General features: G+C 61.8%; 14 protein-coding genes, 2 tRNA genes and 2 pseudogenes. 3 read left to right on the top strand and 15 right to left on the bottom strand.

Annotated features, from left to right (window positions below; translation table 11 throughout):
• Positions 1 to 24: 24 nt before the first annotated feature.
• Together X727_RS148990 and X727_RS148995 are read left to right on the top strand one after the other, a co-directional pair.
• A complete protein-coding gene (locus tag X727_RS148990) occupies positions 25 to 291 on the top strand; it encodes a sel1 repeat family protein (RefSeq protein ID WP_023747480.1) in 267 nt (88 codons plus the stop codon).
• 386 nt (positions 292 to 677) lie between these two features.
• Positions 678 to 1,799, top strand: a complete 1,122-nt coding sequence (locus X727_RS148995) for an ABC transporter substrate-binding protein (RefSeq protein WP_023687260.1) — start codon at positions 678 to 680, stop codon at positions 1,797 to 1,799.
• Between the two features lie 66 nt (positions 1,800 to 1,865).
• Here X727_RS148995 and X727_RS149000 read toward each other — a convergent pair whose 3' ends face one another.
• The 15 genes and pseudogenes from X727_RS149000 to X727_RS149065 form a co-directional block, all read right to left on the bottom strand.
• The gene (locus X727_RS149000) at positions 1,866 to 3,827 is read right to left on the bottom strand and encodes an acetyl/propionyl/methylcrotonyl-CoA carboxylase subunit alpha (RefSeq protein ID WP_023834425.1); all 1,962 of its coding nucleotides are present in this window, start codon (positions 3,825 to 3,827) and stop codon (positions 1,866 to 1,868) included.
• A 49-nt stretch (positions 3,828 to 3,876) separates the two neighbouring features.
• Positions 3,877 to 4,254: a hypothetical protein gene (locus X727_RS149005; RefSeq protein WP_023834424.1), complete on the bottom strand. Its 378-nt coding sequence runs from the start codon at positions 4,252 to 4,254 to the stop codon at positions 3,877 to 3,879.
• A 45-nt stretch (positions 4,255 to 4,299) separates the two neighbouring features.
• Positions 4,300 to 4,674 (bottom strand): hypothetical protein, encoded by a 375-nt coding sequence (locus X727_RS149010; RefSeq protein ID WP_023670207.1) that lies wholly within the window; start codon positions 4,672 to 4,674, stop codon positions 4,300 to 4,302.
• 120 nt (positions 4,675 to 4,794) lie between these two features.
• Positions 4,795 to 5,326 (bottom strand): annotated as a pseudogene (locus X727_RS01000000164755) (O-acetyl-ADP-ribose deacetylase).
• Positions 5,327 to 6,934, bottom strand: a complete 1,608-nt coding sequence (locus X727_RS149015) for a carboxyl transferase domain-containing protein (protein WP_023834423.1) — start codon at positions 6,932 to 6,934, stop codon at positions 5,327 to 5,329.
• Positions 6,935 to 6,942: 8 nt separating this feature from the next.
• On the bottom strand, positions 6,943 to 7,848 hold the full coding sequence (locus X727_RS149020; protein WP_155922473.1) for a hypothetical protein: 906 nt from the start codon (positions 7,846 to 7,848) through the stop codon (positions 6,943 to 6,945).
• Between the two features lie 9 nt (positions 7,849 to 7,857).
• Positions 7,858 to 9,021 (bottom strand): isovaleryl-CoA dehydrogenase, encoded by a 1,164-nt coding sequence (locus X727_RS149025; protein ID WP_023805711.1) that lies wholly within the window; start codon positions 9,019 to 9,021, stop codon positions 7,858 to 7,860.
• Positions 8,990 to 9,634: a TetR/AcrR family transcriptional regulator gene (locus X727_RS149030; RefSeq protein ID WP_023834422.1), complete on the bottom strand. Its 645-nt coding sequence runs from the start codon at positions 9,632 to 9,634 to the stop codon at positions 8,990 to 8,992. The genes X727_RS149025 and X727_RS149030 overlap by 32 nt, the downstream gene beginning before the upstream one ends.
• 69 nt (positions 9,635 to 9,703) lie before the next feature.
• Complete coding sequence (locus tag X727_RS149035; protein WP_023709796.1) at positions 9,704 to 9,994, bottom strand: acylphosphatase; 291 nt, start codon at positions 9,992 to 9,994, stop codon at positions 9,704 to 9,706.
• Positions 9,995 to 10,140: 146 nt separating this feature from the next.
• Positions 10,141 to 11,253: a pyridoxal phosphate-dependent aminotransferase gene (locus X727_RS149040; protein WP_023834421.1), complete on the bottom strand. Its 1,113-nt coding sequence runs from the start codon at positions 11,251 to 11,253 to the stop codon at positions 10,141 to 10,143.
• 211 nt (positions 11,254 to 11,464) lie between these two features.
• Complete coding sequence (locus X727_RS149045) at positions 11,465 to 12,619, bottom strand: porin (RefSeq protein ID WP_196815001.1); 1,155 nt, start codon at positions 12,617 to 12,619, stop codon at positions 11,465 to 11,467.
• Positions 12,620 to 12,621: 2 nt separating this feature from the next.
• Positions 12,622 to 12,825, bottom strand: a pseudogene (locus X727_RS1000000166555) (porin); the annotation flags it as partial.
• A 123-nt stretch (positions 12,826 to 12,948) separates the two neighbouring features.
• Positions 12,949 to 13,182 carry a GIY-YIG nuclease family protein gene (locus tag X727_RS149055; protein WP_023834418.1) on the bottom strand — a complete coding sequence of 78 codons (234 nt, stop codon included), beginning with the start codon at positions 13,180 to 13,182 and terminating at the stop codon, positions 12,949 to 12,951.
• Positions 13,183 to 13,460: 278 nt separating this feature from the next.
• Positions 13,461 to 13,551, bottom strand: a tRNA-Ser gene (locus tag X727_RS149060).
• A gap of 2 nt (positions 13,552 to 13,553) precedes the next feature.
• A tRNA-Ser gene (locus X727_RS149065) sits at positions 13,554 to 13,644 on the bottom strand.
• A 365-nt stretch (positions 13,645 to 14,009) separates the two neighbouring features.
• Between X727_RS149065 and X727_RS0134045 the strand changes: the two genes are divergently transcribed.
• On the top strand, positions 14,010 to 14,390 hold a 381-nt coding region (locus tag X727_RS0134045; RefSeq protein ID WP_031204310.1), incomplete at its 3' end, for a porin.

Below are 14,390 nucleotides of genomic sequence, written 5' to 3'. Positions count from 1 at the left end.
TCGGGAGCCAGACAGGGGACTAAAATGGCACGTTTTGAAATGCTTGAAGCCGGCTTCGGCGCCATGGGGGCAACTGCCCAGGCCGACATTCTTTTCGAACTGGGCATGATGTATGCGACCGGCCGCGATTGCGAGATCGATGTCGTTGCCGCCCACAAATGGTTCAACATCGCCGCCATCAAGGGCTCGGTCCGCGCCGCGGAACTGCGCTCGGAATTGTCGGCCGCAATGTCCAAGGTCGAGATCGCCAAGGCGCTGCGCGAAGCCCGCGAATGGATGACGATGCACTGAGATCGCGAGCAGATTATCGCAGGCAGATTATCGAAAACAGGGAAGCCCCGGGATCAAGACCGCAAAGACGGTCGGAACCGGTGAAACGACAAGGCCGCGACAAGACGGCCGACCATGAAAGAACAAGAACGCGGCAGGCCGGCACGGTCCAGTCGTGCACAATGGGGACGGCGGGCAGGTTTTCGTGGCGCGGGGGCGCATGGGGACTGCTACGAGCAAAAAGCCACGACCGGCCGGAACAGGCTGGCGTGGCTTTTTGCGTTGATGAGGCCCAATCGAGCGGCGCCGATGCGCCTAGACAGGCCCAATGAAGGATGAAATTGTCCCGCCTTCGGAAAGAAGCGCGGCCAGAGCGGCTGCGCGAGTGTGGGAGGAGTTCTATCACCATGAAAAAAACGGGTATTTTGAGCGCGGCCGTATTTGGCCTGATGATGAGCGCTCCGGTTGCCTTTGCCGATGACATCACCATTTCGGTGGTCGGCCCGATGACCGGACAACTCGCCACGATCGGCGACCAGTTCAAGCAGGGCGCAACGGCAGCCGCCGACGCGATCAACGCCGCCGGCGGTGTCAACGGCTCGATGATCAAGCTCGACATCGAGGACGACCAGTGCGATCCCAAGCAGGCGGTTTCGGTGGCCAACCGGATCGTTGCCAACAGCGTCAAGTTTATTGACGGCCATGCCTGTTCAGGTTCGAGCATCCCGGCTTCCGCCGTCTACGCCGAGGCCGGCGCGCTGATGATGAGCCCGGCCTCTTCAAATCCCGAGCTGACCGATGCCGCCGCCAAGGCCGGCTGGCCGACGATCATGCGTCTCTATACGCGTGACGACGCGCAGGGCGCCTTCATTGGCCCGTGGATCGCCAAGAAATATGCCGGCAAGAATGTCGTTATCCTGCATGACAAGAGCGCCTACGGTCAGGGCGTTGCCGATGCCGTGAAGGCGACGATGAATGCCGGTGGCCTAAAGGAGATCGACTATGAAGGCATCAATGCCGGCGAGAAGGATTATTCGGCTCTCGTCACCAAGCTGAAGGACCTCAAGGCCGACGTTGTCTATTTCGGCGGCTATCACCCGGAAGCCGGGCTTATCCTGCGTCAGTCGGCTGAGCAGAGCGTCAAGTTCCAGCTGATCATGCCGGATTCGATCGCCTCGCCAGAATTCTGGCAGGTCGCCGGCCCCGCCGGTGAAGGCACCCTGTTCGTCTTCCCGTCGGACCCGCAGGCCAAGCCGGAAGCCAAGGAGGCCATCGCCAAGATCAAGGCGGGCGGCTTCGTGCCGGAAGGCTTTACGCTGTTCTCCTACGCCGTCGTTCAGGCGTTTGCAGAGGGCGTCAAGCGCGCCGGAACGGACGATCCGGTCAAGGTAGCCGAAGCGCTGAAGAACGGCACGCCGTTCAGCACCGTGGTCGGCGACGTGACCTTCGACGAGAAGGGCGATCTGAAGAACGCCAGCTACGACATCAACCAGTGGCACGACGGCAAATACGCACCGATCGCGCAGTAAGCGGCCGCGTACTCATGGCAATGGCCGGGCTTGTCCCGGCCATTTTTCATTCAAGCCTCCAGCCGGCTATGAAGCCTCTTCAACGAAGCGCACCAGCACCGTTCCGTCGGTGACCTGCGCGCCCTCGGTGGCGATTTCCGCGATCACGCCGTCATGGCTGGCCGCGATCGTGTGCTCCATCTTCATCGCTTCCAGGATCAGTAGCGGCTGGCCCTTGATCACCCTTTCGCCCTTTGCCGCGCGCACCAGCTTGACCACGCCTGGCATCGGCGCGCGCAGGCTGCCGGAAGCGGCGGCCGCCCCGTCGGTGCGCGCCAGCGGATCCGGGACGAGGAAACTGTAGCCGACCGCGCCTTCGAATACGGTGACGTGGCCTGGCCAGCGGGCAAGGCGAGGGGCGGCGCGAAGATCATGCGAATTGACGCTGTCATAGGGCGCGTCCAGCGCCACCTCGAAGCGCCCGTCCGGCCGCACTGAAACACGCGCCAGTATATCGTCCTCGCCATGGCGCAGGCGCGTGCGGCGCGCAATGCTGTGGAAATGCGCATAGCCGGCAAGCGACGACCACGGATCGTTCGACGGCGGCAAGGCACCGGCGCCCGCCGCGGCAAGGGCCGCCGCGGCAACGATCTCGCTGCGCGGCGGGGCGACCGCGGTCAGCGCTTCCTGATGCCTGCCGATCAGGCCGGTATCGACATCACCGGCCGAAAAATCGGCGTCCGCGGCAAGTGCCGCGAGAAACGCGGTGTTGACGGTCGAGCCGGCAATCTCGGTCTGCGACAACGCAGTCCCGAGCGCATCGAGCGCCGCCTGCCTGTCCTTGGCGTGGACGACCAGCTTGGCGATCATCGGATCGTAGAAGGGCGAGATCGCATCGCCGGCCCGCACGCCGGTCTCGACGCGCATGCTGGCGCCTTCGGGCGCGTTGTCGGGAAACGCCAGGTGATGCAGCCTGCCGGTCGCCGGCAGAAACCCTTTCGCCGCGTCCTCGGCATAGATACGCGCCTCGAAGGCGTGGCCGGAAAGCGTGATTTCGCTCTGCGTCTTTGGCAGCTTTTCGCCGGCGGCTACGCGCAACTGCCATTCGACGAGGTCGGTGCAGGTGACCATTTCGGTGACGGGATGCTCGACCTGCAGGCGGGTGTTCATTTCCATGAACCAGAAACGGTCGGCCTTCAGCCCTTGCGAGGCATCGACGATGAATTCGATGGTGCCGGCGCCGGAATAGCTGATCGCCTTGGCGGCTTTGACCGCCGCTTCCGTCATCGCCTTGCGCAGCGCCGGCGTCATGCCGGGCGCCGGCGCTTCCTCGATCACCTTCTGGTGGCGGCGCTGCGCAGAGCAGTCGCGCTCATAGAGATGCACGGCATTGCCAAAATTGTCGCCGAACACCTGGACCTCGATGTGGCGCGGCTTGTCGACATATTTTTCGACCAGCACGCGGTCGTCGCCGAACGCGGCCTTGGCCTCGCGCCGTGCGCCCGACAGCGCCTCGGAGAAATCGTCGGGATGTTCGACCCGGCGCATGCCCTTGCCGCCACCGCCGGCGCGCGCCTTGATCAGAACGGGATAGCCGATCTCACGCGCCTTGGACGCCAGCAGCACGATCTCCTGCGCCTCGCCATGATAGCCCGGCACCACCGGCACGCCGGCCTTTTCCATCAGCCGCTTGGCCGCGTCCTTCAGCCCCATGGCGCGGATCGAGGCGGCCGACGGGCCGATGAAGGTGAGCCCTGCCGCCACCACCTGGTCGACGAAATCGGGGTTTTCCGAGAGGAAGCCGTAGCCGGGGTGAATTGCTTCGGCGCCGGTCGCCAGCGCCGCCGCAACAATCCTGTCGCCGCGCAGATAGCTTTCACCGACGGGCGAAGCGCCGATATGCACCGCCTCGTCAGCCATTTCGACGTGCAGAGCCTTGGCGTCCGCGTCGGAATAGACGGCAACGGTGCGCACCCCCATCTTCCTGGCCGTGCGTACCACCCGGCAGGCGATCTCGCCGCGATTGGCGATCAGGATCTTGGCGAACATGGAGCCTCCCGGGTTTGTCTCGGGCGGCGCCGGTCTGGCAGGAATGAGCCTATTTCGAAGCCGCGATTTTGCAGCCGCCGCTCGCGGTCTGAACCTTCCACTTTTTCAGGCCAACCTGACAGCTTCGCAACGCCAACTCTTCCGCGACCTTCTGAGATGGCGCGTTCAGCCGCGCACCGCAGATGATGTAAAGATCGTCGACGCGCGAGTAGAATGTGGTCGCGTAGGCCGAGTGGCCACTCGCCGCGACATAGGCGTTGTACGACTTCGTGCAGGGCTCCTTTGGATTCAGTGACAACGGAGGCCAGAATCGGGTGTCTCCCTTGCTGCCCGCCAGCGATCCAGCCGCTCCGATACCGGGTGCCGTAAATACGAGCAGGCCGGCAAGCATCGATACAGTAATTCGTTTGATGCGTGTCGATTTCATCTTGCGCCGCCCATTTGAAAAATGCCCAAGCCGATGCTTGTCGGCCTACTTCGATGCCGCAACTTCGCAGCCAGCCCCTGTAATGACCTTGTAATGGCTGCGGGCGGACTCGCAGGATTTCATCGCCCGTTCTTCGGCAGCCTTCTGTGACGGTGCATTCAAGCCCGAGCCGCAGATGATGTACAACGAACGGATCCGGGCATAGGGCGTGGTCGCATAGGCCGAATGGCCGCCGGCGGCCACATAGGCGTTGTAAGCCATGGTGCACTGGTCTTTCGGGCTTTTCGGCAAATACGGATAGAAATGGATGTCGCCTTTGCTTCCCGCCAGCGATGCCGCGGCGCCAACGCCGGGTACCGCAAATATAAGCAAGACTGCAAGTACCGACGCAGTCGTTTTTCCCGAATATTTCGGCCTCATCTTTACCCCATCCCCGTTGCCCAATGCGGGATGAACAATAGCGTCTATTCTCCAGTGCCGCCAGCCTGCTCACCGAAAATTTCTTTTGCGTAGGTGGATGAACCATCTTATCCATGCAGACTAGCATCCTTCAATGGCAGCAACGGCTTGTCGGTATAGTTGAGCTGTTGGCTCGTCGAAGCAGCAGAAAATAACTGTTTCGGGCGTTGAGTTCTGTCCGACGAAGGTACCTGCGATGCCAACGGCAATCTGCGTCGCCTCATTTTTCGGATAACGGTAGATGCCGGTGGAGATCGCCGGAAATGCCACGGTCCGGCAATCCCTGGCGGCGGCGATTTCGAGCGACCTGATAATAGCAGGAGGCGAGCAGCCCGGCTTCGCCTTTTCCGCCGCCTTGCCAGACAGGTCCGACCGTGTGGATGATGTAACGTGCCGGCAGGTGATAGCCCTTGGTAAGCTTTGCTTCGCCGACCTTGCAGCCGTTCAGCATCCGGCATTCGAATTCGAGCTCCGGGCCTGCGGCGCGGTGAATGGCGCCGTCGACGCCGCCGCCGCCCAGCAGCGAGGAATTGGCGGCGTTGACGATGGCATCGACCGCAAGCCTGGTGATGTCGCCGGTGTGGACATGTATCCGTTCGCCGAACTTGCTCATCTACATCCTGAACACGCCGAACTTCGTTTCTTCGATGTCGGCGTTGAGCGCTGCCGAAAGGCTGAGCGCGAGCACTTCGCGCGTTTTCCCCGGATCGATGATGCCGTCGTCCCACAGCCGCGCCGAGGAGTAGAGCGGGTGGCCCTCATGCTCGTATTTCATCAGGATCGGCTTCTTGAATTTCGCTTCCTCGTCCGCGCTCCACTCACCGCCCTTGCGCTCGATGCCCTCGCGCTTGACCACCGCCAGCACGGTCGCCGCCTGTTCGCCGCCCATCACCGAAATGCGCGCGTTCGGCCACATCCACAGGAAGCGCGGCGAGTAGGCGCGGCCGCACATGCCGTAATTGCCGGCGCCGAACGACCCGCCGATGATCATCGTCACCTTCGGCACCTTGGCGGTGGCAACCGCCATCACCAGCTTGGCGCCGTCCTTGGCGATGCCGCCGGCCTCGTACTTTCGCCCGACCATGAAGCCGGTGATGTTCTGCAGGAAGATCAGCGGGATCTTGCGCTGGCAGCACAGTTCGATGAAATGCGCGCCCTTCACAGCACTTTCGGAAAACAGCACGCCATTGTTGGCGATGATGCCGACCGGCATGCCCTGAAGATGGGCAAAGCCGGTGACCAGCGTGGTGCCGTAATTCTGCTTGAACTCGTCGAACTCGGAGCCGTCGACGACGCGCGCGATCACCTCGCGCACATCATAGGGCTGGCGCAGATCCGTCGGCACGATGCCGTAGAGTTCCTGCGCGTCATGAAGCGGCGGCATGGGTTTCTGTAAGGTCAAGCTTACAGTCTTGCGCCGGTTGAGGTTTTTGACGATGCGCCGGCAGATGGCCAGCGCATGTTCGTCGTCCAGCGCATAGTGGTCGGCGACACCGGACAGCCTGGTGTGCACGTCGGCGCCGCCAAGCTCCTCGGCGCTGACATCTTCGCCCGTAGCCGCCTTCACCAGCGGCGGGCCGCCGAGAAAAATGGTCGCCTGGTTGCGCACCATGATCGTCTCGTCCGACATTGCCGGCACATAGGCGCCGCCCGCAGTACATGAGCCCATGACGCAGGCGATCTGCGGAATGCCGGCCGCCGACATGTTGGCCTGGTTGTAGAAGATGCGGCCGAAATGCTCGCGGTCGGGAAACACCTCGTCCTGGTTGGGCAGGTTGGCGCCGCCGCTGTCGACCAGATAGACGCAAGGCAGATTGTTTTGCAGCGCGATCTCCTGTGCGCGCAAATGCTTCTTCACCGTGAGCGGATAATAGGTGCCGCCCTTCACCGTGGCGTCGTTGACCACGACCATCACCTCGGTGCCTTCGACACGGCCGACGCCGGCGATGAGGCCGGCCGAGGAAATCTCCTCGCCATACATGGACCATGCCGCGAACTGGCCGATCTCGAGGAAAGGCGAGCCGGTGTCGAGCAACTGCGCCAGCCGCTCGCGCGGCAACAGTTTCCCGCGCGAAACATGACGCTCGCGCGCCTCCTCCGAGCCACCGCGCTCGACGGTTGCCGCCTTGTCCGCAATGTCGGCAACCAGCGCCCGCATGCGCTCGGCATTGGCGAGGTAGGTTTCGGAGGAGGGCGAGATCTGGGTTTGGAGTACGGCCACATCGGTTCCTATTGCTCTGCCACGACTTGCAGCTTGCCGTCACGGCGCTCGAAAATGTACTCGGAGAGAAGATCAGGTTCGGTCTTGAAAACCTTGTCAATAAATGAGCGAGCAAACTGAACCGCATTGGGAAGCCGCTTGTCTACAACGACGATGGCATCGCGTTTTGGAATGGCTATGAAAACGCCGTTGGGGAATTGCGGTCCAAGCGTGGCCCAGAATTTTTCGGTCAGGAGGAGAGCGGGTGAGATGGCCTCATCCCCTTCGACGGTGAAGATCGATATCCCGTCGAGGATACGCTCCTGCTTGACCTTCGTAATCTGCTTGTTGATGTTTTCCAGAGCAAGCTGGCGAAGCTGTGCGAGTGAGCGGTCTCCAACATCGTCAAGCCGGACGCTGGCGAGCGAGTCCTCATTGTCGATCTGGTAAAGGATCACGACGTCACCCGCCAAGGTTTCAAACGCCGGTCCTTTGTCGGGCTCTGTGCCATCGCCTTTGAAAGCGTCGAGATGTTCGCGCGGTCGAATGTTGGCAATCAGTAGATCGGCCTGGAAGCCGCTTTCGCTATCGCTGAGCACGAGCGTGGTTAGAAAACGTTCGATTTCGGTTTCCGCCTCTCCCGCCGGCAGGTCGCGAATGCGGCCTAGCAGGTTCGTAACGTCCACCTGAAGATGAATATCCTTGCCGGTAGAACCGACCCTGGTTACGTCAAGACGCGCCGGATCGGCGGGGTTGGGAATTGCTTGCTTGACTCGGCTGTCAGCCTTCAGGCGGGAAATGACTTCAACCCGCAGTGCTGCAACGTCTCGAAATTGCGGCATATCTGAAGAGGCGGCATTCGCAAATCCCGACAATGGGATCAATGCGACGATAGTCCGTGCTAATACTCCAAGGTATTTTGGCAAACCAGGCATTGAAATCGCTCACACCCCTTCCGCCATGATCTCGCGCCCGATCAGCCAGCGTCGAATCTCGCTGGTGCCGGCGCCGATTTCGTAGAGCTTGGCGTCGCGCAACAGCCGGCCGGTCGGATACTCGTTGGTATAGCCGTTGCCGCCAAGCAGCTGGATGGCGTCGAGCGCCATCAGCGTCGCTTTTTCGGCGGCAAACAGCACGCAGCCGGCGGCATCCTTGCGTGTCGTCTGGCCGCGATCGCAGGCAGCCGCGACAGCATAAACGTAAGCGCGCGCGGCGTTCATCGTCGAATACATGTCGGCAAGTTTGCCCTGCACGAGTTGGAACTCGCCGATCGGCTGGCCGAACTGCTTGCGCTCATGCACATAGGGGATCGCCACGTCGAGACAGGCCGCCATGAGCCCGAGCGGGCCGCCGGCGAGCACGGTGCGCTCGTAGTCGAGGCCCGACATCAGCACCTCGACGCCGCGGCCCTCCTCATGCAGCACATTGTCATAGGGCACCTCGACATTGTCGAACACCAGTTCGCCGGTGTTGGAGCCGCGCATGCCGAGCTTGTCGAGCTTTGGCGATGCCGAGAAGCCGGCCATGGTCTTTTCGACGATGAAGGCGGTGATGCCGCGCGATTTCCGCTCCGGATCGGTCTTGGCGTAGACCACCAGCGTTTCGGCGTCGGGGCCGTTGGTGATCCACATTTTCGAGCCTTTGAGCACATAGCGATCGTTGCGCTTTTCGGCGCGCAGCTTGAGCGAGACGACGTCGGAGCCGGCGCCCGATTCCGACATGGCCAGCGCACCTGCCCTTTCGCCCGAGCACAATGCCGGCAGGAATTTCTCCTTCTGCGCCGGCGTCGCCCAGCGGTTGATTTGGTTGACGCAGAGGTTCGAATGGGCGCCGTAGGAAAGGCCGACCGAGCCCGAGGCGCGCGAAATCTCTTCCACCGCAATGACATGGGCGAGATAGCCCATGCCGCTGCCGCCGAAATCGGGATCGGCGGTGATGCCGAGAAGGCCGAGCGCGCCGAGCTCTTTCCACAGATGCGTGGGGAATTGATTGCTGCGGTCGATCTCGGCAGCAATCGGCGCTATTTTCTCCTGGGCAAAGCGGCGCACCAGATCGCGCAGCGCCTCGATGTCTTCGTCATGCCCGAAGCTGAGTGTGTTCGTGTACATGCCGTTCCTCCCCGATTTCGATCTTCGCGCCAACCAGGCGCATTGTCATTGAAAGATATGTCGCCGTGACTTCAGCCATCGACAGCCGCTCGCCCGGCCGGAACCAGACGATGACGCCGGTCATCATCTGGATCAGGGCCATGGCAGTGAGCCCGGTGTCATCGACACTGAAGGCGCCGGCCTCCGCGCCGTCGCGCAGGATGGCGCGCAACTCCTTCTCATAGGCGGTGCGCATGCGAAGGATCTGCGTCAGCCGGTCATGCGACAGGCTGCGCAATTCCATGTTCGAGACATGGGTGGAGTGGCGGCGCTCGATGTGGAAAGCGATGTGGTTTTCGACATAGGCGGCAAGCCGCATTGCCGGATCGGCTGCGTCGGGGCGTGCGGCGTCCCACGCTTCGATCAGCCCTTCCATATGTTCGCGCATCAGCGTGAACAGCAGGTCTTCCTTCGTCGGAAAATAGCGGTAGAGCGCGGCCGCCTGGACGCCGACCTCGGCGGCAAGCTGTCGCATCGACGTCGCCTCATAGCCGAAGCGGGCGATCAGGCTGACCGCCGCCTCGCGGACGGCCGCTTCAGTTTTTTCGCCATCGGATCCCGTTGTGCGTGCCATGATCGCCTCCCGGTATTTAGTAATAAAACGAACGTTCGATTAATTCAAGCGGCAATAAAGTGGTTCCGTCTAGACAATGATCCGAAAGTCGATGGGCGCGTCGAGGAGTTCGAATTCTTCGATCTCGACCTTCGAAACCGAAGCACCCCGTGGCCCTTGCCGGAGCCGTTCGATCATTGTGGAAACCGCAGCATCGGCACCGGCAATCGAGGCCGTCACCGTGCCGTCTCGTTCATTGCGTACCCAACCTACGAGGCCAAGCCCTATCGCTTCGCGTCGCGCCCACATCCGATAGCCGACGCCTTGCACCTTACCATGCACGCGCGCCTGCACCGCCTTTTGCCGGTCGTTATCTCCCATGCTCAAGAACTGGCGCGGGATCGGACGAAAGCAACAGCCTTGAACGGTTGGATTGTTGTTGGATCGACGGAAGCCGGGGACCCGGCTGATTCTGTCTTGGCCTTTGGCGGCATTGGCAGGCCGTGTCGCGACGGCAATCGGCCGGGCTAATTTCCCCGCGCAGCGGCGAGCGCGCCGGGCAGTTCCTCGGCAAAGATGTCGAGCTCATGATCGAGGCCGACGCTGACCCTTATGCAACGGTCGAGCCCTGGCGCCATCGGTTTGCGAATGAACACGTCGCGCGACAAAAGATTTTGCAGCACTTTCAGCGCGAAGGCGCCGTCCTTGCCGCAATCGATGGTGACGAAATTGGTCGCCGATGGCAGCGGCTTCAGCCCGTTCGTCTCGGCAATCCCGGCTATACGTGCGCGTCCGGCAGCGACTCGCGCCACCACGCTGTGCAGCCAGTCCTGGTCGGCCAGCGCCTCGACGCCGGCGATCTGCGCCATGCGGCTGACGCCGTAATGGTTGCGGATCTTCTCGAAATCGCGGATCACCTCAGCTTCGGCCACCGCATAGCCGCAGCGAATGCCGGCCAGCCCGTATGCCTTGGAGAAGGTGCGCATGCGGATGACGTTGGGCCGCGCGACATCGATCGGCGGCAGCGCCGAGGCCGGCCCCAATTCGCCATAGGCCTCGTCGAGCACCAGCATGGTGGTTTCCGGCAACGCTTCGACGAAGCGGGTGATATCTCCTGCTTCCCACCAGCTGCCCATCGGATTGTCCGGATTGGAGAGATAGACCAGCGGCGCCTTCTCCTTGATAATTGCCTTGAGCAGTCCATCCAGACTTTCCTTGTCGTTCTCGTAAGGCACCGTGACCAGCCGGCCGCCGACGCCGGCAATGTGGAAATTGAACGTCGGATAGGCGCCGAGCGAGGTGACCACCGCGTCGCCAGGCGCGACATACATGCGCGCCACCAGGCTAAGCAGCCCGTCTATGCCTTCGCCGACCACGACGTTTTCGGCGCCGATGCCGAGATGGGCGGCCGCAGCCTGCTTCAGCTCGTAATTGTCGGGATCGCAATACATCCACTGGTCACGCGCGACGCTCTCCATGCGCTCGATAACGCGCGGCGAAGGCCCGAAACTGCTCTCATTGGCGCCGATGCGAGCGCGAAACGCACGTCCGCGCTCGCGCTCCTGCGCTTCCGGTCCGACAAACGGCACCGTGGAGGGAAGCGCGCCGACAAGCGGCGTGAGGGCAGGGCGCTGGCGCATGGCAAAAGCTCACGAGAAAATGGCTCTTCTTGCTAGCGTGCCCGATAGGACGGCGCAAGTTCTGGCGAGGCGCAAGGCGGCGCCTTTGCCGATCTGCCGGTTGAGCCAGAAAACCCCTCGAGATCCGCACGGCGACCGATCAGTCCGGACGCCTCACAAGAAAAACCCGGCGGTTGCCCGCCGGGTTCGATTTTCAGCCAGGTTCTGCCTGTTAGAACGAGCGCTGGAAGCGGAGGAGACCGCCGATGCTGCTCTTCTTGTCGGCATTGGTAAAGTTGGAGAAGTTGGCGTCGTCGAACTTGCCTGCGTTGAGGTAGTCGACTTCGGCCGTGACCGTGAAGCCGGGAACAACGTCGTAGGCGATGTTCGCGGCGACGCCGAGGTTCTTCCACTCGTCATACGAGACCTGGGCATTAAACGAGGTCTTCTCGTTTATGGTGTAGGTGCCGCCACCCCAGAATGCCCAGTTGCCGCCCCACTGCTTGTAGAAACCGCGGCCACCGGCGTTGATCGCGTTGCCGTTGTGAATCAAGGTCGTGTCGTCATTCAGGTTGTCGTCGGTGCCGTAGCCGCCCATGATGAACAGCGACAGGTTCTGCATCGGGGTGATGTCTAGGCGAACCTTGCCGGCGACTTCTTCATAGTTGCTGTCATAAGCGACGACGCCGGTGATGGCGCCCCAGCCCTGCGTGTACTTCACGCCGCCGACGACATGCGGAACGTAGCTGTCGATCGTGCCGACGACGCCCGAGCCTTCTTCAAGAGAGACGACGGCCGAGAAGCCGTTGCCCGCATCGAAGTAGTACTGGACCACGTTGGTGTCGAAATCGCCGTAGGGAACGAGCGTATCCTGGAGGACGTTGCCGGCGTAGCCGATGAACGTGTCGAAGGCCGATTCGTCCTTACCGACGCGCAGGCCACCGAGCTGGATCCAGGCGAAGTTCAGCGAAACGTTCTTGTTGCCGGCAGGGTTGGAGTTGAACTCGTCTGCTTCCGTGGTCGGATCGTCTGCCGACGGGTAGCCGTTACGATTGCCGAAGTTGAAGCGGGTCTCGGTGTAGGTCTTCAAGGTGCCGAGTTCGGTTTCCTGGCCGGTCCAGGTCTTCAGCGTGAAACGGGCATTCTTGTAGAAGGTGTCCTGCTCGTCGCCATCCTTATGGTCGAAGGACCTCGCACCGTCGAACGAGCCGACGTCGCCCACGCCGATGTCGTAGCGGACATAGCCGCCGATGCGCAGGCAGGTTTCGGTGCCGGGGATGTAGAAGTAGCCGGCGCCGTAGACGTCGCAGATCTTGACGTATTCAGCCGGTTCCGGCTCGGCGACGACGACGGCGTCGGCGGCGCGCGCACCGGAAACTGCGATCANCCGCCGATGTCGTAGCGGACATAGCCGCCGATGCGCAGGCAGGTTTCGGTGCCGGGGATGTAGAAGTAGCCCGAGCCGTAAACGTCGCAAATCTTGACGTATTCAGCCGGTTCCGGCTCGGCGACGACGACGGCGTCGGCGGCGCGCGCACCGGAAACTGCGATCAAGGCCGCAGCGGAGCCGAGGAGAAGGCTCTTAATGTTCATTTTCTGACCTCCAGTCAGAATCGAACAAGATAGTGAAGCCGGCGACAAGCGTTTTCGCTGTAACCAATTGTTATTGTTGAAGTTTATTGAAAAGATGGACCTTTGCGGCAGGTGATGCGGCCATCACCACAGGGGCTTGTTGGCGAAAGCATGCCCTGAACCGGATTTGAGATAGCGCTCGAATGAAGCTGCCTTGGCCTGGTTCGAAAAGGCCATATAGCTGACGATCCGCCACGGCAGAAACTTGGATGTATGGCTGGATTTCCCCGCATTGTGCTCGACAAGCCGCCGTTTCAGGTCTGTCGTTATGCCGATATAGCGTTCGCCTTCCGCAGCCGTACTCTCCAGAAGATACACATACCACGTGAGCTGCTCTCCTACGCCAAGGCTTCGGAGGGCATCCTCTCCGCCATCCTGCTTCGCGCTGAGGGTTGGGCTTGTCCTGCGAAGCTCGAAGAGCGAAGCAGGACTGCCAATCGAATTTTGCAAGGGATTTTCTGGGCCTACGCTGTGCGGCACGTAGCACACCACACGGTCCGGCCCTCCTACGCCAAGGCTTCGGAGGGCATCCTCTCCGCCATTGCTTCGCGCTGAGGGTTGGGCTTGTCCTGCGAAGCTCGAAGAGCGAAGCAGGATGGCGGAGAGGATGGGATTCGAACCCACGAGAAGCTTTTGACCTCTACTCCCTTAGCAGGGGAGCGCCTTCGACCACTCGGCCACCTCTCCNTTGGCGGAGAGGATGGGATTCGAACCCACGAGAAGCTTTTGACCTCTACTCCCTTAGCAGGGGAGCGCCTTCGACCACTCGGCCACCTCTCCGTTGCGCCGCTGGATAAAGAAAAGCGCGGGCACAATCAACAAGCCGGCGCCATTATCTATGAAAATTCCGGATTCGGCTGCGGCGTCGCCTTTTGCATGCGGCGAATCTGCGGCGGCTCCCTGGCCGGCGAGTCGGCAGCAGCGCCGCAATTCCGGCCGGCGATCGCCGGATTCTGCCGCAATGCGGCGCGCTGGACAAGGCTTCCGGGCCCCTCGATAGTTAATGAGAGCTTTCTGACTGAGGCCAAATCGTGTCATTTGTGCAACAACGCCGGGGGATAGCACCCGCACAGCCCTTTTGCCGGTACGATCGTGGTTGAACGCCGCCGCCTCATGGGTAATGTCGATTTCGAAGGAGCGGCGCGGTGCGCATCTTTTTCGGTAGTGGGGATGGGGCAGGGAACGCTGTCCTTCAGCNCCTGATCGCAGTTTCCGGTGCGCGCGCCGCCGACGCCGTCGTCGTCGCCGAGCCGGAACCGGCTGAATACGTCAAGATTTGCGACGTTTACGGCTCGGGCTACTTCTACATCCCCGGCACCGAGACCTGCCTGCGCATCGGCGGCTATGTCCGTTACGACATCGGCGTCGGCGACGTCGGTTCGTTCGACGGTGCGACGTCCGCCGACGTTGAGGACGGCGGCAGCAACGACACCTACTACAAAAAGGCCCGCTTCTCGCTGAAGACCTGGACCGGCCAGGAAACCGAGCTCGGCACCTTGAAGACCTACACTGAGACCCGCTTCAAC

It is taken from the genome of Mesorhizobium sp. L103C105A0, assembly GCF_000502215.1.
In the GTDB taxonomy this organism is placed as follows: Bacteria; Pseudomonadota; Alphaproteobacteria; order Rhizobiales; family Rhizobiaceae; genus Mesorhizobium.
This window is presented reverse-complemented; position numbering and strand designations above follow the sequence as displayed.